This window comes from Anabaenopsis elenkinii CCIBt3563 (assembly GCF_015245355.1).
GTDB lineage: Bacteria > Cyanobacteriota > Cyanobacteriia > Cyanobacteriales > Nostocaceae > Anabaenopsis > Anabaenopsis elenkinii.
Genome location: NZ_CP063311.1, coordinates 4,385,957 through 4,410,473, shown reverse-complemented (window position 1 = coordinate 4,410,473; position 24,517 = coordinate 4,385,957). Strand labels below are relative to the sequence as shown.

Genomic DNA, 24,517 nt, shown 5'->3' with positions numbered 1-24,517 from the left:
TAGCGCACCCCACCTGATCTATTATTTACGTAACTGCTCTTTGACTTGCCCTAAATCTGTATACACATCAGCTACTTTAATTAAAGCCTCGCTAGTCATGGTACGTAAACCCAACACTTCTACCCTGATTCCTCTTCGGCTGACCTGTTCTAAGGCATAAGCCAAATCTCCATCACCGCCCACAAACACAGCCGTATCATAGTGAGATGCCAATTTATCAATATCCATAGCCATTTCTACATCTAGGTTGGCTTTTCTAGTACCATCAGCCCGTTTAACTAATTCCTTAGTTATTACCTGAAAGCCATTGTGACCTAACCAACTGATAAAATTCTTTTCTTGACTCCTAGTCGAATCTATACCTGTATAATAAAAGGCTTTCCACAAACTACCATCTCCAGTTAGTAGCTCTAACAACTTTTTATAATCAATGTGAATTTTTAACTCCTGACTTGCGTAATACAAATTAGCACCATCAATAAATATAGCCACCCGTCCCCGTCCTTTGGGAGTAGCGTTTCTTATGGCTGTGTCCGAATCATTACTGCGTTTTTGCAAGGCTGCTAGGCTTTGTTGTAACTCCATTAAGCCTTGTTCTAGGTTGTCAACTCTGGTTTGAGATTGTTCCCACTGTTGTACAATGGTAGGGAATAACTGAAGTTGTGCTTGGTGGATTTTCTCTAGGGATTGACGACGACCCAGTGAGTAGGTAAACAACATAGGGATGGGTAAAGCCCAAGCGGGCTGTTGGAATGCTGCCATCAGAGCGGTACTGGCAACTGTTAAACCACCTAAAATTAGCTTTTCCATTCTCTTACCTTTTTGCTCGTTACATGATTACAACGTTGGCTGTGGGAAAATTTATGCAGAAGCGATTAAGTTTGTGTCAACCTGCACCCCACAATCAATTAACGTTACCTGTGGGAAAATTTATGCAGAAGCGATCGCCCTTCCGTCAACAGTCAACAGTCAACAGTCAACAGTCAACCATCAACAAGACAGCGATCGCACTAGATTTGCTACACTAAGCAGCCGGGTAATAAATTACCCATCTGATAGCGAAAGTCCACTATAAGTGGACTATTACGTTACATAGGGTACTCTAAGCAATGGTTATTAATGGAATTTATAATGTTATATTTAACACTCAGTCGAATTAATCCGACTTCAGCTTTAAGACGGGGGTTTCTAACCCCCGGCTCCCTAACCCCCGGCTCCTGATTATCGAGCTTCATGGCGATCGCATTACCATAGGCGATCGCCCTTCCGTCAACTGTCAACTGTCAACCAATAAAACTATAATGATGATAAATATTAGGTAGTGTTTATGGTGACAACGACTCGCACTCCAGGAATGGTGATCACCTGGGAACCGTTACCGCCTGATTTTGACCTAAAAGAGGATGAACCGGTGGATAATACAGGGCAGCCACTATTAGCAGGAGCATTAAGGGAAAGTTTAGAAATCACCGGTTGGATTCAGCCACAAATGTTAATTGCTACCAATTTTGGCTTATGTGCCACCGTAGAGGGTCAGTTTATTGCTAAAGCCCCCGATTGGTTATATGTACCCGCAGTTAAAGAGATATTACCAGATAGAAAAAGCTACACACCCCATTTAGAGGGAGATATCCCCGCCATAGTCATGGAATTTCTCTCAGATAAAGAAGGGGGAGAATATTCAATCAAACCTACCTACCCACCGGGAAAATGGTTTTTTTATCAGCAGATATTACAAGTACCAGTATACGTGATTTTTGAACCAGAGGGAGGATTAATAGAATATTATCAGTTAGAAAATGGCCAGTACGAATTAAAACAGCCAGATGAAAATGGGCGTCACTGGGTAGAGAGTGTGGGGCTGTTTTTGGGAACTTGGAGGGGAGAAAAGGGGGGACGCAGCGGCTATTGGTTGAGATGGTGGGATCAGGAGGGGAATGTATTACCCTGGGCGGTGGAGAAGATTGAACAAGAACGCCAACGCGCTGAAGCAGAAAGGCAAGCCAAGGAAAAACTCAGAGCCTATTTACAATCCCAGGGCATTAACCCCGATAATTTACCCTAGATTGCTCAATAGGACATTTTAGCATCTGGTCTGAGAGGATGTTTGGAAAGTATTAAACAGGTAATTTTTATATTAGGGAACAGGGAGCAGGGAGCAGGGAGCAGGGAGCAGGGAATGGGGGACACTCCGAAACAATAAAATCCAGTCCCCTCCCCTTACAAGGCTATCCATTACCCACATCTTTCTTAATATTGCTGGAAGGCAAACACAATAAAGGTTGTAGAGATGTGCATAGTGGGGAGGATTGACAAAAAAGAATAAGTATGGATATTGAGAAGACCCAACAGGTGATTGAGTTTTTGAATACAGGGGCGAGGGGCTACCCTCCGCCATAGGCGATCGCTAAATGTCAAGATGAGATGGGGAATCGGAGTGAAGTAATTGCCAAGTAGCAGCAATATCGTGTAAGCGTCGTAGCCCACGCCAAATGGTTTTCACACCCGGTTCACCATCACCTTTGCGACCCAAAAAACCACCAAGAGTGGCAATCATTCGCACAGCATCATGCAAAGAAGGCGGCTGGTCTGGAGGAATAGGATTTTTGTTGATAGTGGCACATAAGGACTGCCATTCACTGTTTTCCAAAACAACATCACAAGGTAAATCAGGATGAACTCGTGCTTGATAAGTAAGCCATAACAATCGCCAAGCGACAATAGTATAAGTGGCTAGTGCCATGTGAATTCGGTCAGCAGTTTCCAGTTGTAATTTCTCGATGCCACAGCCACTTTTTAATGTGTAATGATAACGTTCTATCAACCAACGGTAAGTGTACCATTGAACACAACATGCAGCATCTTCTAGGCTGTTAATTTCTAAGCTAGTAATTAATAACCAACTAATGGGATTTGTTCCTGGAGGTGGATTTTCCTCTTCTGCCAAAATTACTTGTAACCTGACAGGTTTTAGCTGTAAACGTCCAATATGGTGTAATGGTACTTGAATATCAAAACTCGTGAACCTAATTGTCAGTCTCGCCTGTCTGGAACTATGTTCTGGAGAGCGTTTTACTTCTACAGTCACTGTTCCAGATGCTTCGATTTGACGAATGGCAAGATGTAGATATTTGCCACAATGATCTACTTTTCGATTATGAGTCCCACGAATTAGTAAGTGTGATTTTTCTCGACGTTGCTGGCTAAAAAGGTCAAATATATCCGCTTCTGAATCACCTATTGTTACTACTTTAATTTCTGAGGGAATCAAATTTTGTGTAGTCTGTAACCCATCCAACCAACGTTGACTTTCTTTTTCTTTTGTCTCTCGTTGACGACGTTTTTTAGCAATACCTAAATTCTCTTGTTCTCTTGCCCATACTTGCTGCTCAATAATTCCTAATGGTACTCCATTACTTGTGGCTGCAAGTGTTGAATGTACTTTTAATCCTGATGATTTTCTGTGGTCAAGATAACCTACTCCTTTTGTGGCTGGGTGCGATGTTAAATCTATGTTTGTTGTATCTTGTATTGCCAATACTATCTCATGTTTTTTGATTCTTTCTATGGTGCTGGATGTGTGGGCAGCACGAATATCACTTGCTTGAAAATGTGGTGATTTCCAAAAATTATATGTTGCCTTTGTTGCTGCTATATTTCCACAAGCAAGTGGTACACTACTATCTGGTTGTGCTGCCAAATCTTCTACTATCCTGATTAACCGCTTGTTTCGACGTGCATCCCCTAAGTTTACCTGTGCCAATTCTTTCGCTGCCCACTTTTCCATGATGCCATTACCCAGTCTTCTCTTTCAAAACTATAGCCATCAAGGCTTTCACTCTGATGTTAAGTCTTTTGTCTAATTGTTAAGAAAGATGTGGGTAATGGATAGCCTTACAAGGGGAGGGTTAGGGTGGGGTGAAACAATAGTTGATACACTAATCATGACTTATCAAACATCCTCTGAGGAGCGATCGCCCTTCCGTCAACAGTCAACAGTCAACAGTCAACAGTCAACCGTTATATGAACTATCCTATTTTGAAAAAGATTTTAGTGAAATTGACCAGAGCATTGAGTTTTGTCTTAGTAAAAATGGCTTTGGTGGTCAAGCTGATAGCTAGGAATTTCATTCATCGGATTTTTGTCATTAAAAATCCTATCTTGTGGCTGGTTGTGTTAACATCACTACTGCTGACTGGTTGTGTAGAGTACGATGCCGGAGTGAATTTTAATCACTCCAACAGTGGCGAAATAGTACAGCATATTAAATTGGGAGAACGACTCACTAGCTTTAGTGCGGATTCCGTATCAGAGTGGTTAAGTAGCATAGAACGTCGGGCCAATCAACTAGAGGGTAAGAGCCAACTAATTTCTGCCTCCGAAATTATCGTGAAAATTCCTTTCAGTAATGCTCAGGAGTTGCAAGAGAAATTTAATGATTTTTTTAACTCTCGTGGCAATGAAAAAGCTGAGGGTGTGCAGAAATCATCTGAGTCAGCACCACCGAAAATTGAATCAAATTTATTGATAGATCAAAACAATTTGATCTTGTTAGTAAGAAATCGATTAATTTATGATTTAGACTTGCGATCGCTCACCTTCATTCCCAGCAGGGGCAAAGTCATATCTGATACCGAATCAATTCTTGATCTCAAATTTACCTTAAACACCCCTTGGGGAGCCAAAATGATTGAAGACAACGAAACTGCTATCCCACCCCAAAAAAAAGGGAGAGAATTAGTATGGCAGATGAAACCGGGTCAACTCAACCACGTAGAAGTAGTTTTCTGGTTACCTAACCCCCTGGGTATTGGTGGTCTGTTAATTATCCTGTTGATCTGGGGAGGAATTTATTTGAGATATACTTTCATGCCAGATCCCAGAATTCAGTTTAAATCTAGTAGTGACAGTTACTAAAAATATAGTCAAATATTTTTAGCTTGGTAAGGTCTAAACCTTACTGGGCTAACTACAAACCTCTCTACTGAGTTTCCATCAAAGATAGAGTCCCCAGCTACCTTTCTTAATGTATTTAGGGAACCATTCAAGTCTGCTGAATATATTTTCCCAGACTTAGACCTAAATAAACCTCTCTTGATTCTTTTACCTAAATACTCCTAAACTGACTGCTTCCGCACTGTCACATAGGTCGGGAAACCCTCGTCACCTCATTCGCAATTCATCCCACGCTCCTAAGAGTGAGTCGCGGGGCTTATTGCTGTTTAAGCTAAAGTACCAGCGATTTCAGATAAATAAAATAAAACAAAATAATTGGGAAAATCCAATTCCCAATCTCCCCTCCTCAAGGGGACAAGCGCTCAATTTTCCAAGAGCCATTATCCCAGCGAGTATAGAGCAATCGGTCATGGAGGCGACTGGGGCGGCCTTGCCAAAACTCAATTTCTCTGGGAATGACGCGGTAACCTCCCCAATGCGGTGGTCTAGGAACTTCCTGATTTGCATATTGGCGCTGAAATTCTTCGAGTTGTTGCTCTAAAACTTCCCTACTAACAATTACCTGACTTTGATTAGAAGCCCACGCACCCAAACGACTATTGGGGGGGCGCATCTCAAAATAGCTATCAGACTGTTGTGGGGAAATTTTCTCTACAGTCCCCACAATTCTGACTTGGCGTTCCAATTCTGCCCACCAAAATACTAAAGCTGCTTGGGGATTTGCTGCTAGTTCTTGTCCTTTGTGACTGTTGTAGTTAGTGAACAAAACAAAGCCTTGTTCATCAAAGTCTTTGAGTAGTACCATTCTGGCTGAAGGCTTACCGTCTGGTGTGGCTGTGGCCAGGGTCATAGCATTGGGTTCAGGAATTTGGGCTGCTAGTACTTGTTCAAACCATTTTTTAAATTGAATAACAGGATTGGGGTCAATTGCGGTTTCGCTTAAATCTTGCAAGGTATAATCTTTACGAAGATCAGCTAGGGTCTTGTCCATGTGAGTTTGTATATTTTAGATAAGTTTGCTAAATAAAAGAAGTAGCCTATTGATTGGGCTTTAAGTCCACCAGTAACACAAAGCATTGTGAATGCCAAACGTCTTCCAGAAACTACTGCCCATGTCAGAATTATCCGTCAATCATGGCAACTCGGCTTTCTTGAGGGTGAAGTAAGTGCGGGTAACTTCGAGTGGCATTTCCAATGGCATTTTCGCCGAGGAGAACTCTATGTTAAGCCTTCCCAAGGTCGCGCTTTGATTAAAGAACCTCTTGGTCGTTTTTTAGAACAACAGGATTATCAGTTAGAGGCGGGGGGAGATTATGCTTTTACTATTAGGGCTGAACTTTAGCTGGAACAGCAAGAAGCCTCTCACCTACCCAACTGACAAACAAAGCTGAAAATGCTGGTTTGTTGGTAATTGCGGTGAATGGTTCTGGTAGAAATCAGGATTGCTCTAGTTATGGCGTGAAAGTTCCTAAAAAAACCCATGAAAGATGGCATAACTGTCCTAACTGTGGATGCAATAAATATTAGAAATAGAGCGGTAGGGCATTCCGTTCTTAAAGCCAAGAGTCTCCTAAGCGATAGCGCCAGCGCTGCTGCAAGCAGATCGCCGGATTGTCTTGGAAGCCTACACTGTACTTGAAGAGTCAGTGTAGGAGTATGTCACTAGTTAGGCGATTTAAGTAACGTTCAATCAAGAGGAGAGCAACAATGTCATCTATGGGTCTTGGTGGTTGTCTCATACCCTGGGGAACGAGTCTTGTCAGCCCTTTGGGGGGGTACATCTGCCAATAGCGATCGCGTGCCTCCAGGGTGCTGTACCGCTCATCGACTAAAATAATGTTCAGCTGTTCTACTAATGTTTGGCCCAGTTGCAGCTTCCATTGTTTGGCGGTGGTTTGGTCGCCCATTACCATTAAGGAAATAGGAAACTGTTGACGTAGTGTTTCAATAGTAGGGATGGCCTTTTGCGCAGTTACCACTTGGTGATAGTACAATTGCCTATCTAGTCCCATGACTGCTAGACCACACTTATCTTTACCGGGGTCGAAGCCTAAGATGACTGGTTGTGTGGGTGAAAATTCACTAAAACTCATAATCAATACGCTGAAGTTCCATCAATGGATTGATTTAATTATTTTTTTAGCTGTTAAAAATTACTTTTCCGTTTAGTACTGCTAAGAGCCTGATTCTTAAAGGACCTGCTGTATAAGTGTCTTCCATAGCGATCGCCCTGATTTCCAAAGGTTGATCATACAGTCTCAATTGTAAGAAAAAGCGTAAATGAGTAGCTTCTCTTAACAAACCCTCGACAATTCCGGCATTACGCGCCCGAAACTCCGAAGCAGAAATCAGCAAATCTACTCTTTGAGATAGCTGATAGGGTGTCATATTTTTCGGGTCAGCCGTAGTAGTAGCTAATAGCTCACCTTCGGCAAATACTAGTTGATTTCGGGCTGCATCCGCAAAAAATTCTATTTGATTTTCTCCCCGAACGTAATTCCCGGCTGAGAAAATCCGCACAACATATTCCCGACCATCGCTAATCTGCTGGCTTAGTTGTTCTACTCTTTGTTGGGTAACCTCCAGAAGCTGTCTGTTTGTGGGATTTTCCCCAGGTTCGGTTAATTGATAATTTGCATTCTGGTTAGCTGCTTCCAAAAGTTGTATTACCACTTCACGGGCTGATCTAGGTTGGTTAACGCGAACCACCTTCGCCGCCAGCACTTGATTGCGAACTAGTCCGAGTTTACCCAGACGTAGGTCACGGTATGACTGATAATATTTTTCTAGCCTGGCGACTTCTTGTTCTAAAAAATTCTGTTGTTTTTCCAATTCTTTGAGGAGTGCTTCCCTTGTGGCGATCACTTGCTCTCGTGCGGCAATTTCTTGATTGCGTTTTTTGATCAGTCCATCAAGTTCGGTAATTTTGCGATCACGCCCTTCTATTGCTGTTTTAGCTTCAGCGTAAAGTCGTTGTCGTTCTTCCCTTAGTTGTACAATGGCCCCCTGCAGTGTTTCTCTTTGCTCATAGACCCTTTGCAGTTCTGTTAAGGCTTGTTGATACTGACTGACTACTTGACTGAGGCGACTTTCCGTACCTTGAAGCTGAGTTTGTGTTGCTTTTTGTTTAGCGTTTGCTACCTGTAAGGATTTATTAATTACCTGTAATTCTTGCTCGGCCTTAGTTTGTTCAGTTCTAGCGGTGCTTAACTCGACCTCTACCCGGCTTTTTTCCGATTCGGCAATTTTTAGTTGTTCTCGCTTATTTCTCAGGTCTTTTTGAATATCTTCCAGCTCAAATACCCCTTGCCGTAATCCTTCATCAGCAGCAAATAGAATCCCTAATGTTGAAGCCGAAATTAATCCCCCGGTAAATATAGTTACTACTACAGCGGTTTTTTTCGGACGCATATTAAATAGTGAGAGGCGTGCTTTGCCAACTCGTGTACCAATGCGATCGCCCACGGTGGCAATTACGCCCCCCAAAATTAAAATTGCCGCTATCAGGATGTACCCGGTGGTCATCTTCAACTACCGTTCACGCAGTGTACTGGAGGCATAATGCTTCCAGATACAGCCTACTACTTTTAAGCATGATCTTTTGACTATCTTTTGACACTCCCCACGTCTAGAAGCCGGGGGATTCTTGCTTCACGGGGACTCCAATGAATTTACCCGCGCTAACGCGGCGCTCCGCTAACAGCCAGGACTTGACCGTTTGCCCCACGGCTGCAAGCCCGCGTATAGCTACTACAGCACAGTATACATTAAAACTAATATTTGTCAAATTGATTTTTAGGACTGTGACTAAAGTCGCTATCGCACTACACCGTCATAGTTAGAAACTAGGGGCACTGTACGCGTTTCTTGGTAGGGGAAGACGGATAGGCAATAGCTGAAACTACTGACAATGTTTCGATTTATCCGCAGCTATGGGTGTAATTTTCCCGAAAACAGCCTTTGCCACTCCACCTCCCCAATTGATTTTAAGTGAACTGCCTGCTTAAGGTAACAGGTTTATGCACCGTAATCTTCTTTTTGTGGATAGAAATCATTTGTTTTTCACGCAAGTCCCCTAATAACCTAGTCACGGTTACCCTAGTAGAACCAATCGCCTCAGCTATCGCCTGATGAGACAACTTCAAATCAATTGTAATCCCATCGGCACAAGGAACACCAAAATCACGACATAGAATTAACAGAAAACTCACTAATCTCGAACCCATATCCCGGTGAGCCAAGGTTTCAATCATCATCTCTGTTTGTAAAATCCGCGAAGACAGGCCTCGCAGCATTAACATTGATAATTCTGGGTTTTCCTTAAAGGCCTGCTCCACCTGTTCAATGGGGGCTGACAGTAACTCTACAGGCGTAAATGCGACTGCATGGTAAAATCTATCAGACTTATTTCCCGTCAGTAATGACAACACACCAAAAACACTATTTTCCCGCAGCAGTGCTACCGTTATTTCCTCTCCTGCCTCATATACCCTGGAAAGTTTCACAGCACCCTTCAAAAGAAAATAAACTCGTTCAGCAGGATCGCCGGGAAAAAATATTGTTTTATTGCGTTCAAATGTTTCTACAACTGGAGGAAATGCTCCGGTCGCCATCTGACGAAATACATTTGCTAGGGCTTTATCTTGTGTCACGATCATCTCCCTTCCCCTACCCAATGCCGGAAAAACAAAAACTGATTACCTAAGAATACACCTGAAAAATCAATAAAGCACCGTCAACCTTTCTGTACATTCCTATACTCAAACCCATAACTTCATGGTTATTTGTTCATAATGATACATAATTTTTGATGTTTTCAGCTAGTAGTTGTTATAACTACTTACACAGTTAAGGTCATCAGGTTTTTCGCCAAAAAATTCACGATATCTTGAGAATATATTCAGGATTATCTAGACAAACTTTTGAGAAAACAGTCCCCTAAATGATCATTTTTGCAAATCATGTGCCCAAGCAAGATAAACTCGGCGCAGATTCTAGTATGCTCCTAATGATTGATCTCATTCACAATTTCTATGCTGAATCTGACTGGAAAAAACGCCTTAGTTACAGGGATTGCCAATAACCGTTCTATCGCCTGGGGGATTGCTCAACAACTGCATAAAGCCGGAGCTAACTTAGGTATTACCTACTTGCCAGATGAGCGGGGGAAGATGGAGAAAAAAGTGGCGGAATTAGTAGAACCTCTCAACCCCAGCTTATTTGTTCCCTGTAATGTCCAATATGACGAGCAGGTCAAATCTACCTTTGAAGCAGTCCAGGATCAGTGGGGAAAATTGGACATTCTCATCCACTGTCTAGCCTTCGCTAACAGAGAGGATTTGACTGGTGATTTTAGCCAAACCTCACGTTCTGGATTCAAAACAGCTTTAGAAATCAGCACCTACTCACTAGTGCAGTTAAGCGGTGCTGCTAAACCTCTGATGACCGAAGGTGGTAGTATCATCACCCTCACATATTTGGGCGGTGTCAGGGCAATTCCCAACTACAACGTCATGGGAGTAGCTAAAGCCGGATTAGAAGCTAGTGTACGTTATTTGGCGGCTGAACTCGGACCGGCAAACATTCGGGTGAATGCGATTTCTGCTGGGCCGATACGCACATTGGCATCTTCAGCAGTAGGCGGAATTTTAGATATGATTCACCATGTAGAAGAAGTGGCTCCCCTGCGACGCACTGTTACCCAGCAAGAAGTCGGGAATACTGCAGCCTTCTTGTCTAGCGAGTTAGCCAGTGGGATTACAGGACAAGTTTTGTATGTAGATGCAGGATATGAAATTATGGGAATGTAATAATTAGTGATTATGACGGTTAACGGTTGACGGTTGGCGGTTGGCGGTTAACCGACAAAATACAGTCACCAAACATCACTCATAAGTCATGCGCCCTCCATAGGGTCTGTGATTTGCCCATTCCCCATTCCCGATTCTCCACCTATGCAAAGCAGCGATACCTCCGGTAAGGACTCACTCCCACGCCCAATTAATTCGACTCACACTCCTCGCATAGCCTCGATTCATCGCACCACTGGCGAAACTGATATCACAGTTAGTATTAACTTGGATGGTACAGGCCTGTGCACGGTAGCAACTGGGATTCCTTTTTTGGATCATATGTTGCATCAAATTTCCTCTCACGGGCTGATTGACTTAAATGTCCAAGCCCGGGGAGACTGGGAAATTGATGACCACCACACCAATGAAGATGTGGGTATCACTTTAGGACAAGCTTTCAGTCAAGCCCTGGGTAACAGGAAGGGTATTGTTCGTTTTGGTAATTTTCTCGCACCGTTGGATGAGGCTTTAGTGCAAGTGGCGCTGGACTTTTCTGGCAGACCTCATCTGAGTTATGGTTTGGAAATTCCCACTCAGCGAGTGGGAACCTATGACACTCAGCTAGTACGCGAATTCTTTGTAGCATTGGTCAACCATAGCCAAATGACATTACACATTCGTCAACTGGATGGCATTAACTCCCATCATCTTATTGAGGCGACATTTAAAGCTTTTGCCAGAGCAACCCGAATGGCGGTGGAAATTGACCCCCGTCGGGCTGGTAATATTCCTAGTTCTAAGGGTGTTCTGTAGGATTTAATTAGCAAATCAAATGTAGTTTTGCAACCATTTCTGTACGAGTTGAAACACCAAGCTTACGAAACATCCTTTTGAGAGCTTGCTTGACAGAATTCTGTGTGATCCACAGTTTGCTACCAATTTCGGCATTGGTTAATCCCTGTGCTACTAACTCAGCAATTTCTAGCTCACGAGGGGTTAAGGGACTGACTAACAGTGAATTGGATATTTTTGCTTCTTTGGCTCTGAGAGTGGCAAGTTTTGCTGATAAATGAATGCACAAAGCGCTTAAGTCAGCTATGTCATCGCCATTAAAGGGATCAGTTCCTTGCTCACGGGCTAAGTTTAATGTCCCCACTAGACGACCATCGCAAACAATCGGCCCAGTCATCACGTGTTCATGGTCATGACGGGAACAGAAATGTTTCCAATCTCCCGGTGATAGTATTAATTGTTCATGGGCGGGAGCGTGTCTTTCAACCACATAGCGCCCGACGGGATTGTTCTCCATACATACGGCGGGAATACCCTGAACATTAACTGCATTTGGTGGTTCATCAATCAGATAGATACCGCAATGTTGGACGCCAAAATACTCACCAATTTCATCCATGAGAGCCATTGTTAGTTGCTGCTCGTTGCTGACATTTGCGATCGCTTGAAATATAAGGGAAAGAGAATTAGGCATAAGTGTACCCACTTGGGGACTATGCGAAGCTTCATATTTACCTCTATGCTAATACCAGCCAAGATAAAACGCTAATATAGCTAGTTACTCTAGGAGAAGTAGATGACAATTACAAAACTTTCTGCTCAGGAACTTTTCCGGGCTGCTTATGAAAATCGCTACACTTGGGACAAGAATTTTCCCGGTTATAGCGCAGATATTACTTATAAATATGATGACAAGGTATTTACAGGTCAAGTTGTCATCGACTCTAACCTGAAGGCGGAAGTACTGGGGGTAGAAGATGAGCAAGCGAAGAAAGCCATTCACGGACAGGCTTGGGAAATTGCCATCCACCGTGTCCGTCGCAGCTTTGAGGACACCCACAGTGAGAATAAATTCAGCTATGGAGACACTGACGAGACTGGTGTAACCGAAATTTTAGTTGGTGGTAAGTGTGAAGGCGATAAATATAAGGTTCGCAATAATGAAGTGTGCCACGTCCACCGTTTAATTCATGGTACTTTTGTGACAATTAACACTTTTAGCAGCCACGACACTGGGGCGGGTTATTTATCCCATACTTATGATTCTGTATACCACGATCCCAAAACAGGAGAACAAAAAGGTGGGAGGAGTGAGTTTACCGATGAATATGAAAAAGTTGGCGAATATTTTGTTTTAAATCGTCGGGAGATTCGCACTCAAACAGATGTAAAAATTTCTACTCAGGAGTTTGTGTTCTCCAACATTCAACTTTTGTCACCTGTTGCGGTTTAAGCTGAATTTTGAAATAGAAATAAGAAGCGATCGCTTCTTATTTCAGTTTAAGGGGATGGTTAGGGGAGGGTATTATGCCATTCTCTCAGATGTCTTGTGCCGATCCAACTTCAGCATCAACACACCTAACGGTGGTAGACATAAATCGAGGGAATAAGGACAACTGTGCAAATACCAGTTATCAGTCCATTTACCACCTAAGTTACCCATATTACTGCCACCATAGGGACGAGCATCACTATTAAACAACTCGGTATAAAATCCTGCCTCTGGCACACCAATGCGGTAGTGAGAATGGGGTTGGGGTGTGAAGTTGCAAATCACCACAATGAAATCATCAGAATCCTTGTCACGACGGATAAAGGAAACGACACTATGACGGTTATCGCTGCAATCAATCCACTCAAAGCCATCTTGGGCGAAATCCTGAGTATATAAAGCTGGTTCAGAACGATAGAGACAGTTTATATCCTGGAAAAACTTCTTTAATTGTTGGTGGTCTTCATATTGCAACAATTGCCACTCCAGGTCAGCCCAGACATTCCACTCACTCCACTGGCCGAACTCCATGCTCATAAACATAGTTTTCTTGCCTGGGTGAGCGAACATATAGCTAAATAGACAACGCACATTCGCTAACTTCTGCCATGTATCACCGGGCATTTTGCCGATGATATTGCTTTTACCATGTACTACTTCATCATGGGACAAAGCCAGCATGAAGTTTTCACTGTGGTTATACCACATACTAAAAGTAATATTATTTTGATGGAACTGGCGGAACCAGGGATCCATGCTGAAGTAGTCTAGCATATCGTGCATCCAGCCCATATTCCACTTTAAATTAAAGCCTAATCCACCTGTATAGGTAGGCCAAGACACCATAGGCCAGGAAGTTGATTCTTCTGCAATGGAAAGAATACCGGGAAAATAACTAAAGATAATGTGATTAACTTGACGCAGAAAATCTGCGGCTTCTAAGTTCTCTCTACCGCCGTATTGGTTAGGTAGCCATTCTCCTGCTTTTCGGCAATAATCTAAATACAGCATGGAAGCCACAGCATCAACGCGAATACCATCAATATGGTACTTATCAAACCAAAAGAGGGCATTGGCTACTAGAAAGTTCCTAACTTCATGGCGATTGTAGTTGAAAACTAAAGTACCCCATTCTTTGTGTTCACCTTTGCGGGGGTCAGAGTGCTCATAAAGGTGAGTACCATCGAAGAAAGCTAAACCATGACCATCTTTAGGAAAGTGACCGGGAACCCAATCAATAATTACACCAATATCGTTTTGGTGACATTGGTCAACAAAATACATGAAATCTTCGGGGCTACCAAAACGTGAAGTAGGGGCATAATATCCAGTTACTTGATAACCCCAAGACCCATCAAAGGGATGCTCTGCAATGGGTAGTAACTCTAAATGGGTGTACCCTAATTCTTTGACATAGGGAATCAGTCGGTCTGCTAGTTCTCTGTAGGTCAGGAAGCGTGCGCCTGGTTTGAGTTCTGAAACTACAACTACCGGTTCTGTCTCACCATTGGGTAATTTAGCCGGTTCTGAACTAGAACCATGTAACCAAGAGCCTAAATGCACTTCGTAGACGGAAATAGGTTGGGTCAGGGGGTCGGTGTGACGACGCTTTTCCATCCAGTTTTGGTCACCCCAAGTGTAAATATTTAAATTAGTCACCATGGAGGCAGTTTTTGGACGGGGTTCCTGCTGGAAAGCATAAGGATCAGATTTTTCGTAAATATGTCCTTCAAAATTTTTAATTTCATATTTGTAATGCTCTCCTACGCCGATTTCGGGAATGAATAATTCCCAAACCCCGGTGGTGCCTTTGCGCATCTGGTGTTTACGCCCGTCCCACAGATTGAAGTCTCCTAGCAAGGAAACATTACGAGCATTGGGAGCCCAAACGGCAAAATAAACACCTTCAACACCGTTGATCTGTGTGGGATGGGCTCCCATTTTTTCGTATATTCGGTGATGATTACCTTCGGCAAACAAATGCAAGTCAAAGTCTGTTAATTTGGGAGAACGGAAGGCATAGGGGTCATAGATGACACGCTCATGCTCACCTTCTTTGATCCGTAACTGGTAGTTGGTGAGTTCCGCTATTTCAATTATGGATTCAAAAAAATGTGGATTATGTACTGTCTTCATTGGGTATTCCTGACGGGTCTCAGGAAGAATTACCGATGCTACAGTGGCATTTGGTAGATAGGCTCGCACAGCCCAGACCTTTTTGCCATTTTGTTCTATGCAATGAGAACCTAGTATTTCAAAGGGATCGTGATGCTGATTCCTGACTATAAGGTTCACCTGTTCTGGGATAATTGTCGTCATAGATATGAAGCTACCTAGATTTAAATACAGTAATTGAGTGAGTTACTCCCATTGCTGACCCTAGAGAGTAGATGCGGATTTGGTCTCAACAGAACTAAATTTATGGTTCTAAATTTATGGTTCTAAATTTATTTGTAATTTCGTCGTCATCGTTATCGTACATCAGAATGGTTACTAGAGATTGGGGGTTAACGACTGTCACTCAAAATCTGCTCACATTTACCTAAAGTTAGTAACAACTGCCAAAATTGCACCTTGAGCGGCGCTATTCATCAATTTCAAATCGACCAGAGGCGATCGCCACACCTGTCTGAGAATTTGAAGGTAAGCCAGATAATATATCTAAGTTAAGTCAGTGAAGTTGCTCTTGAGGTTAATTAGCCAGCTAATTTGAAAGTTTTGGTCAATTTTGGGGAATTTTTGGAGGCTTATTCGTAACTGGTTAGTTGCAATAATAATTGCTTCAAATATCTAAAAAGGGAAAAATTTGCAGTAAGGCTTTACGCAACCTAATGAGGTAAATGGTTTGCCGTAAATCAGCATTCAGTTTAGGTGGAGGACTAACTTGTAGCTGTTCTTGTAGTTCTGCGTATTCAGCAGCATTTAGGGGTTTACCATCCACTGGCGATCGCCCATCTAGAATAATTTCCGTCCGTAATATTTCTTCTGGTATATCTTCGGGCGGGGGTAATGCCATCGCCTTTGTTCCCCAATGGCCAATCCAGCCCAGCAAGAGGGTAGTACTGATACTCAAAACCCAAAATAGGATTTTTTTCCTACCAATTAGCTTCATTCTAACCCTCACTTAAGCCTGGTGGTAATGGTTCATTACACAGTTTGTGGATTTGCACAATGCGCTCAAATAACCAGGGATACCCTTGACGATACTCAGGAATCAGTGCTAATGGGCTGAGTAAGGCCGCTGCGCTAATGTCTGCTACACTTAGCTGATTACCTACTAAGTAGTCATTTTTTTGCCAGCGAATAGATAACTCTGAAAACGCCATGACAAGTCTGTTTTTAGCTAATTCCACACTGGCTTGGTTGATGCCATATTGTTGGCGGACTACTGAAATTACCATCTGACTGACTAGTGAAGGGTCAATCTGCTTGCCTTCTACAGCGCGGAACTGATAGTATACAAACCTGGTGGCTGTACCAATGCTTTCATCCAACCAATCCTCTAGCATCCACGCTTCTGTCTGCTGTTCATAGTCGGGCAAGAATAAAGACGGCTGTGGTTGATAAGTTTCCAGAAATTTTAAAATTTCGGTAGAGTCAGCGATCGCATGAGGCTGACCATCAATTTCCGGTAACAACACAGGTAAAGTATTCAAACCAGTTAGCGGCCTAACTCGCCGGATATGCCACCCCGGAGTCAGATTTTCAGTTTTATATTTAACTTGCTTATAGCCCAGCCCCATACGGGCTTTGCGACAGTAATGGGATGTACTAAACTGTAGTAGCAACATAAAGCTACTTCGCCCCACCATCAGGATTAATTTTATGGGTAATCTTAGGTTCGACAATATTAGAGTTCGGTAATTTCCGAAGGACACGGGTTTAAGCCTTTCAGCTCGTTTCATCCTTCAGTTTTAGAGCATAGGACTAGCTAACCATCCCCTGTTTCTTTCAATCTTGCCTCTAACCTAGTACCAGACGTACTTACTCTGGTCAGATTAGAGACTTTCCTAGCTCGCTGATTTTTCCCCAGGGTTTCTCAAAAGAAAATATCATAATCTAGTAATCGCCCCAAAAAATTAGCTTAAATTAGTGGCTTATTATACTAGCTTTTAATTTTATCAGGGGCGACTTACCCAGTCAAAGTTTATTATTGGGGATTGGTTGGAGGTGCTGGGGGAGTAGGAGTGGCACCGTCAGTGGGTTCACCAGGAGTAGGAGTAGCTGGTGGAGTTGCAGGCTCAGTCCCAGGCTCACAGGCTCCGAGAACCGTAGCCAAACCTAACATTAGAACAACAGCAAAAATTTTTGTTTTCAACATAAACTCCTCTTTCACCAAAAAAATGGCAATAAAAAAATAGCCTGTAGTATAAGATAACCTATTTCTTGCTAATTGTTGAATATATTCTGCTGAGATTTGGAAAAGCAATACTTTTGGTTGATTGTTTGCGGCGGATTGATTATGCAGGAGATGAATTTACCGGGTTCAGGAATCCAGTGAGCGGATGCCAAAATATCAAAATCCGAAAGATTGCCATAAATCCCGCAGTTAGCCTGAAACATTTGTTTAATAGCTTTTTGGTTGGGTAGAGTAACCAGAGGCTCTTGTGACTTGCTGCTTGGTGTTGCCATACTGGAAATGCCCCATTGCTGCCTACTAGTGACAAGTGTTACAATGCCCAGGTAATGCCATCATTAGTGCAGTCAAGTATCAGAAGACAATTGTCACCTGAGGCCAAACAGGCTAAAGGTTTAAAACACAGTATTTTGTATCTAAAAAACACTTATGGCTGTTGTACGTAAATCGGCTGTTCCCAAAACAGGTAGTTGGTTCCGACGAAATCCTACCCCATCCCATGGGGTGAAGCCTTCCATGTCTCCTGGATCAACCTTAGGGAGTATATCTACACTTATAGATGAACCTTTACCAGCATCCTCAAAAAGACAACGGCGTGCTTTCAAAAAGTTATCGGTTTCTAGCAGTCATCCATTACCTGAAGTGCCTAAAAAACAAGTCTCCAGGGTCAAAACTCAGTCAACTAGAACAAACTGGAAGAATCAGAAGGTAGGGGAAGATAACTTACCGGTCATGCCTAATTCTGGCTCTGGAAATTTTTGGTTACTGCACTTGTATACATCATATCGTTATTCCTCCGTAGTCACGTTTTTATTGGTAGCAGTAACTTTGTTTGTGTATGGTTGGATAGTATATTCTCAACAAATGTGGAGTCAGGGATATAACAGGCTACAAAATCTGAAACTTTATGAACAGCAGTTAACCACAACCAACGCTACTCTCAAGAGCAAAATGGCTCAAGAAGCACAAGAAGCAGCTGGGCTAGTGTCGCCAACAGCAGCAAGAACAATTTTTTTGCCGGCAGCATCATCTCCATCTTTGAATTTTCCTGCGACGCCACCTAGGACAACACTAAATTGGGACAATCAGCAAAACAGCACCTTGCCACTAGGATATTAGAGTTATAAAAGCTGGAGTGAAGGATTTTAACCATAGGCTTGTGCTAATGATGCACTTAGGGGACTCCGGCTATTTCTGATAACTGATAACTAATACTGAGCAAGTAAATGCAGAAGTCACCCGATAAATCAAAATTGAGAAATTTTCAAAATCCAGCATTTAGAAGGGGAGGAAAGCCCTCTATATTAGCAGGATTGATGCAGAGGTTTAGGTTTAACTCTCATCCTCAAGACGAGATATCCAATACCAGATCCCGGCTGTTTGTGGTTTGGGGCATATTAATGACCGCAGGTCTGGGGTTAGTGATTAATTTGTATCAGTTGCAGATTATCCAGGGAGGAAGGTTAACCCAGAGGGCGCGTAACCAGCAAATGGTGAATTTACGACCTTTCGTTCCCCGTCGCCTAGTGGTAGATCGCACTAATAGTGTATTAGCCATTGACCGCCCTGTATATACCTTATATGCCCATCCTAAGCTGTTTAGTAAGTCTAATAAACAGATAGCAGAACAACTGGCTCCTATACTCGATCAACCCTCGGCTGAGTTGGCGAAAACCTTTGCCAACCGTAGGAGTGGTATTACACTTGCTTCTGGGTTACCGGAAGTAAGCGCTGGGCGTGTGAGATCATTGCGCTTAAATGGACTAGAACTAATTCAACAATACTCTCGATATTACCCGCAAAATAATTTGGTTGCGGAGGTGGTGGGCTACGTCAATCTTGACCGTCGGGGTCAGGCTGGTGTAGAATACAGCCAAGAGAATTTATTAGAACGTTCTCCAAAGACAGCGCGGCTGAGTCGGACTGGTAATGGGAGACTTTTACCAATTCATGCACCGGAAGGATTTTTAAATTTCGATGACCTGCGACTGCGACTAACTATTGATAGCCGTTTGCAAAGGATCGCCCGTACTGCTCTAGAAAAACAGATAGAGAAGTTTAAGGCTAAACGTGGCGCGGTAATTGTGATGGACGCTTCAGACGGTTCTTTACTAGCTCTGACTTCTTATCCTACCTATAACCCCAATGAATACTCTAGTGCTGATATTTCCCTATTTAGAAACTGGACAGTGGCTGATCTTTATGAACCGGGATCGACTTTTAAGCCTTTGAATGTGGCGATCGCCCTAGAGAATGGTGTAATTAAAGCAGATGATGTGTTTAATGACCCCGGTTCTATTCAAATAGGTAAGCACACGATTAGAAATGCTGGTCACAAAACTTATGGCAATATTAACATTGCACAGATATTACAAACCTCTAGCAATATTGGCATGGTGCGGATCATTCAACGCATGCAATCACAAGTCTATTACAATTGGCTAGAAAGGTTAGGATTAGGGGAAAGGCTGAATACAGATTTGCCCTTTGAAGTGAGTGGACAGCTCAAAGGTTTAAGACAGTTTCTCAGTTCCCCTATTGAAGCAGCAACTACATCCTTTGGCCAAGGTTTTTCCTTGACACCGTTACAGTTGGTGCAAATGCATGGCGCTTTAGCTAATGGAGGTAAATTAGTCACCCCCCATGTAGTGCAGGGGTTAGTGGACAGTAAAGGACAGATGCATTATGCGCCCGATCTGCCCACAACACGCCAAATTTTCTCAGCGACCACAACTCAAAAGGTAGTAGAGATGATGGAAACTGTCGTCTCAGAAGGTACTGGTAATGCTGCTAAAATTCCGGGGTATCGCATTGGTGGTAAAACCGGTACATCTCAAAAAGCTAGTCCAGATGGTGGCTATCTACCCAATGCGCGCATAACTAGCTTTGTGAGTATTTTACCGGTAGAATCTCCGCGCTATGTAGTTTTTGCAGTAGTGGATGAGCCGCAAGGTACAAATGCTTATGGTTCCACTGTAGCCGCACCAATCGTCAAAGCTGTAATCCAGGGCTTGATTAGCATTGAAGGTATCCCACCTAGTCAGTCAACCAAATAAACTCCTACCAAAAAACGCGCACTAGACCCCGTTAGGGGTCTAGTGCGCTAGCGACTTCAGTCGCAGTCCTAGAAATCCTGTTGATAAATATTAGCTTTAATGTATATTTTAATTTCGTCGCTATACGCACAACTTGCAGCCGTGGGGCACACAATCAAGATGCTTCTTGCTGTGAGCAGAGCGGCGCGTTAGCGCGGGTAAATTCATTGGAGTGTCCCCGTGAAGCAAGAATCCCCCGGCTTCTAGCCCCAGGGAGTGTAAAATCAAAGACTAAATAATTAAGGGGCACTTGATGTAATTGCTCCTAAAGGTGAGGTAAGTTATTTATCCTTGTCCCTGCTGTAGGCTGAGGGTAGGTTTCTTGCAGTGCTTGTTCAATTGAACCGAGACGTTGGTAAGCCGCTATTAGTTCATGTGATTTAGTCTTACCATTTCCTAGTATATCTTTTAATGGCGTTAAAAAATTAACATCTGAATCATCCCCCAAGGCAATTTCAGCCACTTGTAAAAGCCGTGTAGCATGAGCAAAAATATCTGGATCATCAAACCCTTTCTTTGCAGAAATTTGATGTAACGTTGCGTTAGGTATAATTGCTCTGCCTGGTAAACTTTTATCTAATATCAAACCTTTCAATAATGCCAACAAGCCCCCATAGATAGAAAAATCATCACAACTATCACAAGCTTTAAATTCAATGCGTCCGACTTCAGCAGGGATACGGGCGATTTTCGTCAAGGAGGGGACACTATTAATGAGTTGTTCTTGTTTCTCTACAAAAGCTAATGCTGCCGATCTTTGTCCGGTTCTGACAAAAGTTCTGACTGATAAACCATCCCATAATCCCCCATTGTAAAAAGGAGAACTATAACTAAAAGGAACTATATAGGGACTATAATAAGTTAGTTTTTTGCCAATATCAATCACATTTGCAATTGGTAAATGTGGCACAGAAATATTCAAATCTGGTCCATAAGTTACCATGTAAATATTGGCAGTCTGTTCATCAGGATAAGTCTGTAACTGTTGGGTCTCATAATCATTGAGAGGGGGTTGAGGCTCAAATACAGTCTGATGGGGGTTAAAACTAGTTAAAACCGGTGAAAACCCGTAGCCACTAGCCACTTCACGCAGTAGTTGAAAACTTTCTGATAATTCAGTTAAAGCACCTGAAATATCAGAGTGGATAGTGGTTCTGACTTCTATACCTTTAGGTACACAGTCTATCACCTTGTCAGAATTAGCAAATCTTTCAAAACCCTCAATATACCATCTCTTTTGCCGAATACCAGCATCCCCAACCCGTAACTGTGAATAATCCTGAGGGTATGTTGGCAGTTTTTCAACAATTTGATTAAAGTCCGGGAATTTAGTTTGGGAAAAATCAGCAAATTTTCCTTCGGGGTTGAGGAAAGCGACTTCATGCTCAATGCCAAAATTAAACTTCATGTATACTTGATTGCAATTGTTTGGGCTGTATAATTAGGATATTACTACGGGTATATTGTCTAGTAATCTATCTGATATAGTTTTGCCTTAATTAATTTATCAAATTTGTAGTAAAATAATTGAATTATGCAATTTATTGACCAAGCGGTAATCGAAGTGGAAGCGGGTAAAGGTGGCGATGGTATCGTCGCCTTCCGACGTGAGAAATACGTACCAGCAGGGGGACCATCCGGTGGAAACGGAGGACGAGGCGGTTCGGTGATTTTTGTTGTGGATAGCAACCTGCAAACTTTGCTGGATTTTCGATACAAGCATCTTTTTAAAGCGGAGAATGGTGGGCGTGGTGGACCAAATAACTGCACTGGGGCTAATGGTAAGGATTTAATCATCGAAATTCCCTGCGGTACTTCTGTGTATGATGCCAGTACAGGGGCTTTACTATGTGATTTAATTGAGCCTGGACAAAGTTTTCGGGTCGCTGAAGGCGGAAAAGGTGGACTAGGAAATCAGCATTTTTTGAGTAACCGTAACCGCGCCCCCGAATATGCTTTACCTGGACTCACAGGAGAAATGAAGGTACTACGCCTAGAGTTAAAACTTTTGGCGGAAGTAGGAATTATTGGTTTACCCAATGCTGGTAAATCCACACTAATTTCATCTCTATCAGCAGCACGACCCAAAATTGCTGACTATCCTTTTACAACTCTCATCCCTAATTTGGGTGTAGTCAGAAAACCTACTGGTGATGGTACTGTTTTTGCTGATATTCCGGGTTTAATTGCAGGTGCTTCTCAGGGTGCGGGTTTGGGATACGATTTTCTGCGCCACATTGAACGCACAAAGGTTCTGCTACACCTGATTGATGGGACTAGTGAAGATGTGATTGGTGAATACAAAATAATTAAGCAAGAGTTGCAAGCCTATGGGCGAGGTTTAGCAAAGCGTCCGCAAATTATAGTGCTGAATAAAATTGATGCTGTGGACACACAGAAAGTAGATTTAGAAGCCCTAGCGGTTCAACTTAATCACCTGTCCCTTTCTCCTGTGTTCTTAATCTCCGCAGTGACCCGGGCTGGTTTGGAACCAATGTTACAGCAAGTCTGGGGAATCCTTGACCAGATGAATGTGCTTCAAGAGGTTTTGGGGTAAGCCGATCCGAGTTTGTGGCCATAACTTAGGGTGGGTATTGATAACCCACTATGTCAACTTAATTACTAGGAATACTATTCGGCTTTCACAAACTCTAAATATCCTTTGCTGAGTTCTGTCACAGCTAAATCATAAAACTGCTTACCGTGTTCTGGTGTTGCTAAAGCGGGATTTGAACCCATACGTCCATCTGGGTAACGTCGGCGGAAGTCAGGTGCACTATAGATTTTATGTCCACTAGCAACTGCTGGTGTCAGAGGTGCTTTTTTAATAGATTCTGGATAAATATATTGGGTAACAGCTACTTCACTGGGGGTAGCATGGGAACCTTCTTGATCACCATATAATTCTTTAGCAAGTTTATATACAGAACTGCACATAAACCAGTTAGCGATTTGACATTGGGCGTTGCTAATCTGCAAATCTTCTAAGTGCGCGTAGGTTTCTGAGAATGCAGCTTTCAGGGTGGCAATATTACCACCATGTCCATTGATGAAGTAGAATTTCCTAAAACCAGTTTTATAGCAACCGCCAAGGTAATTTAAGCATAAACTATAAGTAGTCCCTTTTCATGTGAAGCGATCGCTTGCTACAGGTATATGCCCAAGCCGTACAGTTACGACCTTCGTCAAAAAGTAATCCAAGCGATTGAACTCGATGGCTTGAAGAAAACTCAAGCCAGTCAAATGTTTAATATTAGTCGCAACACCATCACCCTATGGTTGAAGCGAAAAACCGAAACGGGGGACTTCCAAGCCTTGCCTAATCAGCGTCCTGGGAATGGTCACAAAATTACCGATTGGGAAAAATTTCGTGAGTTTGCTTCCGTACATGGCGATAAAACCCAAGTAGAGATGGCCTCACTTTGGCCTGAAGAAATTAGCGATCGCACAATCTCAAGAGCTTTGAAAAAAATTGGTTTTACGCGAAAAAAAAGACTTATGGCTACCGTGAGCGCGATGAGGTCAAACGACAGGCTTTCGTAACGCAGTTGTCTGAGTTACCTGTGGAGAAGATTGTATACCTCGATGAGTCAGGAATGGACAACCGAGACCAGTATGATTACGGTTGGAACTCAAAAGGACAGCGCTTCCATGCACTTAAATCAGGTCGTCGTGAAGGTCGGGTGAACATAATTGCCGCGCTGTGTAACCATAAGCTGATAGCTCCTTTCACTGTTGAGGGTGCGTGTAATCGAATAGTATTTGAGACTTGGCTTGAAGCTTGTTTGCTTCCCACACTCAAACCAGGACAGGTTGTGGTGATGGATAATGCCACATTTCATAAAGGTGGGCGCATTCAACAACTGATTCAGTACGCAGGGTGTGAAGTGCTGTACCTACCACCTTATTCTCCAGACCTGAATCAGATTGAAAAATGTTGGTCTTGGTTAAAAAGTCGAATCCGCAAAAAACTTGAGCGGTTTGATTCTTTACGAGATGCCATTGAGGATGTCTTGCTTTTTGCGTCCTAAC

Annotated in this window: 24 protein-coding genes and 2 pseudogenes; 12 read left to right on the top strand and 14 right to left on the bottom strand. The window is 42.8% G+C overall.

The features are described from left to right. Positions 1 to 21: 21 nt before the first annotated feature. On the bottom strand, positions 22 to 810 hold the full coding sequence (locus IM676_RS19260) for a LabA-like NYN domain-containing protein (RefSeq protein WP_200988357.1): 789 nt from the start codon (positions 808 to 810) through the stop codon (positions 22 to 24). 53 nt (positions 811 to 863) lie between these two features. Between IM676_RS19260 and IM676_RS19255 the strand changes: the two genes are divergently transcribed. Then, positions 864 to 1,028: a hypothetical protein gene (locus IM676_RS19255; protein WP_200988356.1), complete on the top strand. Its 165-nt coding sequence runs from the start codon at positions 864 to 866 to the stop codon at positions 1,026 to 1,028. Positions 1,029 to 1,088: 60 nt separating this feature from the next. On the opposite strand, the gene IM676_RS19250 is transcribed toward IM676_RS19255, so the two are convergent. After that, positions 1,089 to 1,280 (bottom strand): hypothetical protein, encoded by a 192-nt coding sequence (locus IM676_RS19250; RefSeq protein WP_200988355.1) that lies wholly within the window; start codon positions 1,278 to 1,280, stop codon positions 1,089 to 1,091. A 47-nt stretch (positions 1,281 to 1,327) separates the two neighbouring features. Here IM676_RS19250 and IM676_RS19245 point away from each other — a divergent pair, with 47 nt between their 5' ends. Further along, positions 1,328 to 2,065, top strand: a complete 738-nt coding sequence (locus IM676_RS19245; protein ID WP_200988354.1) for a Uma2 family endonuclease — start codon at positions 1,328 to 1,330, stop codon at positions 2,063 to 2,065. Positions 2,066 to 2,407: 342 nt separating this feature from the next. Here the strand turns inward: IM676_RS19245 and IM676_RS19240 are convergent, their stop codons facing one another. After that, entirely contained in the window at positions 2,408 to 3,787 is a 1,380-nt protein-coding gene (locus tag IM676_RS19240; RefSeq protein ID WP_200988353.1) for an IS4 family transposase, read from the bottom strand. 237 nt (positions 3,788 to 4,024) lie between these two features. Here IM676_RS19240 and IM676_RS19235 point away from each other — a divergent pair, with 237 nt between their 5' ends. Further along, entirely contained in the window at positions 4,025 to 4,918 is an 894-nt protein-coding gene (locus IM676_RS19235) for a DUF3153 domain-containing protein (protein ID WP_200988352.1), read from the top strand. Positions 4,919 to 5,303: 385 nt separating this feature from the next. Here IM676_RS19235 and pdxH read toward each other — a convergent pair whose 3' ends face one another. Then, positions 5,304 to 5,948, bottom strand: coding sequence for a pyridoxamine 5'-phosphate oxidase (pdxH, locus tag IM676_RS19230; protein ID WP_200988351.1), 645 nt, complete (start codon positions 5,946 to 5,948; stop codon positions 5,304 to 5,306). Positions 5,949 to 6,035: 87 nt separating this feature from the next. Between pdxH and IM676_RS19225 the strand changes: the two genes are divergently transcribed. Together IM676_RS19225 and IM676_RS19220 are read left to right on the top strand one after the other, a co-directional pair. After that, positions 6,036 to 6,299 carry a DUF3146 family protein gene (locus tag IM676_RS19225; protein WP_200988350.1) on the top strand — a complete coding sequence of 88 codons (264 nt, stop codon included), beginning with the start codon at positions 6,036 to 6,038 and terminating at the stop codon, positions 6,297 to 6,299. Between the two features lie 32 nt (positions 6,300 to 6,331). Beyond that, positions 6,332 to 6,609, top strand: a pseudogene (locus IM676_RS19220) (zinc ribbon domain-containing protein); the annotation flags it as partial. Here the strand turns inward: IM676_RS19220 and IM676_RS19215 are convergent. The 3 genes from IM676_RS19215 to ntcA all read right to left on the bottom strand — a co-directional run bounded on the left by IM676_RS19215 (position 6,601) and on the right by ntcA (position 9,615). Beyond that, on the bottom strand, positions 6,601 to 7,050 hold the full coding sequence (locus IM676_RS19215; protein ID WP_200988349.1) for a RuvC family protein: 450 nt from the start codon (positions 7,048 to 7,050) through the stop codon (positions 6,601 to 6,603). The pseudogene IM676_RS19220 and the gene IM676_RS19215 overlap by 9 nt on opposite strands. Before the next feature lie 46 nt (positions 7,051 to 7,096). After that, positions 7,097 to 8,482, bottom strand: coding sequence for a DUF3084 domain-containing protein (locus tag IM676_RS19210; protein WP_200988348.1), 1,386 nt, complete (start codon positions 8,480 to 8,482; stop codon positions 7,097 to 7,099). Positions 8,483 to 8,943: 461 nt separating this feature from the next. Further along, entirely contained in the window at positions 8,944 to 9,615 is a 672-nt protein-coding gene (gene ntcA / locus IM676_RS19205; RefSeq protein ID WP_200988347.1) for a global nitrogen regulator NtcA, read from the bottom strand. Between the two features lie 375 nt (positions 9,616 to 9,990). On the opposite strand from ntcA, the gene fabI reads away from it, so the two are divergent. Together fabI and hisB are read left to right on the top strand one after the other, a co-directional pair. Beyond that, complete coding sequence (fabI, locus tag IM676_RS19200; RefSeq protein ID WP_200988345.1) at positions 9,991 to 10,767, top strand: enoyl-ACP reductase FabI; 777 nt, start codon at positions 9,991 to 9,993, stop codon at positions 10,765 to 10,767. Between the two features lie 144 nt (positions 10,768 to 10,911). Then, positions 10,912 to 11,562 carry an imidazoleglycerol-phosphate dehydratase HisB gene (hisB, locus tag IM676_RS19195; RefSeq protein ID WP_200988344.1) on the top strand — a complete coding sequence of 217 codons (651 nt, stop codon included), beginning with the start codon at positions 10,912 to 10,914 and terminating at the stop codon, positions 11,560 to 11,562. 7 nt (positions 11,563 to 11,569) lie between these two features. Here the strand turns inward: hisB and IM676_RS19190 are convergent, their stop codons facing one another. Beyond that, positions 11,570 to 12,235 carry a LuxR C-terminal-related transcriptional regulator gene (locus IM676_RS19190; protein ID WP_200988343.1) on the bottom strand — a complete coding sequence of 222 codons (666 nt, stop codon included), beginning with the start codon at positions 12,233 to 12,235 and terminating at the stop codon, positions 11,570 to 11,572. A gap of 102 nt (positions 12,236 to 12,337) precedes the next feature. On the opposite strand from IM676_RS19190, the gene IM676_RS19185 reads away from it, so the two are divergent. Continuing rightward, positions 12,338 to 12,994: a DUF3386 domain-containing protein gene (locus IM676_RS19185; protein WP_200988342.1), complete on the top strand. Its 657-nt coding sequence runs from the start codon at positions 12,338 to 12,340 to the stop codon at positions 12,992 to 12,994. Between the two features lie 72 nt (positions 12,995 to 13,066). On the opposite strand, the gene glgB is transcribed toward IM676_RS19185, so the two are convergent. The 4 genes from glgB to IM676_RS19165 form a co-directional block, all read right to left on the bottom strand. Then, the gene (glgB, locus tag IM676_RS19180) at positions 13,067 to 15,358 is read right to left on the bottom strand and encodes a 1,4-alpha-glucan branching enzyme (RefSeq protein ID WP_200990291.1); all 2,292 of its coding nucleotides are present in this window, start codon (positions 15,356 to 15,358) and stop codon (positions 13,067 to 13,069) included. A 457-nt stretch (positions 15,359 to 15,815) separates the two neighbouring features. Further along, the gene (locus IM676_RS19175) at positions 15,816 to 16,145 is read right to left on the bottom strand and encodes a hypothetical protein (protein ID WP_200988341.1); all 330 of its coding nucleotides are present in this window, start codon (positions 16,143 to 16,145) and stop codon (positions 15,816 to 15,818) included. A 1-nt stretch (position 16,146) separates the two neighbouring features. Further along, complete coding sequence (locus tag IM676_RS19170) at positions 16,147 to 16,824, bottom strand: glutathione S-transferase family protein (RefSeq protein ID WP_200988340.1); 678 nt, start codon at positions 16,822 to 16,824, stop codon at positions 16,147 to 16,149. 359 nt (positions 16,825 to 17,183) lie between these two features. Continuing rightward, positions 17,184 to 17,354, bottom strand: a complete 171-nt coding sequence (locus IM676_RS19165) for a hypothetical protein (protein WP_200990302.1) — start codon at positions 17,352 to 17,354, stop codon at positions 17,184 to 17,186. Positions 17,355 to 17,819: 465 nt separating this feature from the next. On the opposite strand from IM676_RS19165, the gene IM676_RS19160 reads away from it, so the two are divergent. Continuing rightward, positions 17,820 to 18,509, top strand: a complete 690-nt coding sequence (locus IM676_RS19160) for a hypothetical protein (protein WP_200988339.1) — start codon at positions 17,820 to 17,822, stop codon at positions 18,507 to 18,509. 107 nt (positions 18,510 to 18,616) lie between these two features. Beyond that, positions 18,617 to 20,446, top strand: coding sequence for a peptidoglycan D,D-transpeptidase FtsI family protein (locus IM676_RS19155; RefSeq protein WP_200988338.1), 1,830 nt, complete (start codon positions 18,617 to 18,619; stop codon positions 20,444 to 20,446). A 304-nt stretch (positions 20,447 to 20,750) separates the two neighbouring features. Here the strand turns inward: IM676_RS19155 and IM676_RS19150 are convergent, their stop codons facing one another. Next, positions 20,751 to 21,893, bottom strand: coding sequence for a glutamate--cysteine ligase (locus tag IM676_RS19150; RefSeq protein WP_200988337.1), 1,143 nt, complete (start codon positions 21,891 to 21,893; stop codon positions 20,751 to 20,753). Positions 21,894 to 22,019: 126 nt separating this feature from the next. Between IM676_RS19150 and obgE the strand changes: the two genes are divergently transcribed. Further along, positions 22,020 to 23,042: a GTPase ObgE gene (gene obgE / locus IM676_RS19145; RefSeq protein ID WP_200988336.1), complete on the top strand. Its 1,023-nt coding sequence runs from the start codon at positions 22,020 to 22,022 to the stop codon at positions 23,040 to 23,042. A 74-nt stretch (positions 23,043 to 23,116) separates the two neighbouring features. Here obgE and IM676_RS19140 read toward each other — a convergent pair. Then, positions 23,117 to 23,593 (bottom strand): annotated as a pseudogene (locus IM676_RS19140) (creatininase family protein); the annotation flags it as partial. Between the two features lie 48 nt (positions 23,594 to 23,641). Between IM676_RS19140 and IM676_RS19135 the strand changes: the two are divergent. Beyond that, a protein-coding gene (locus IM676_RS19135; protein WP_200986959.1) for an IS630 family transposase occupies positions 23,642 to 24,516 on the top strand; the annotation gives its coding sequence in 2 pieces (ribosomal slippage) (positions 23,642 to 23,971 and positions 23,974 to 24,516; 873 coding nt in all). The last annotated feature ends 1 nt before the right edge of the window (position 24,517 follow it).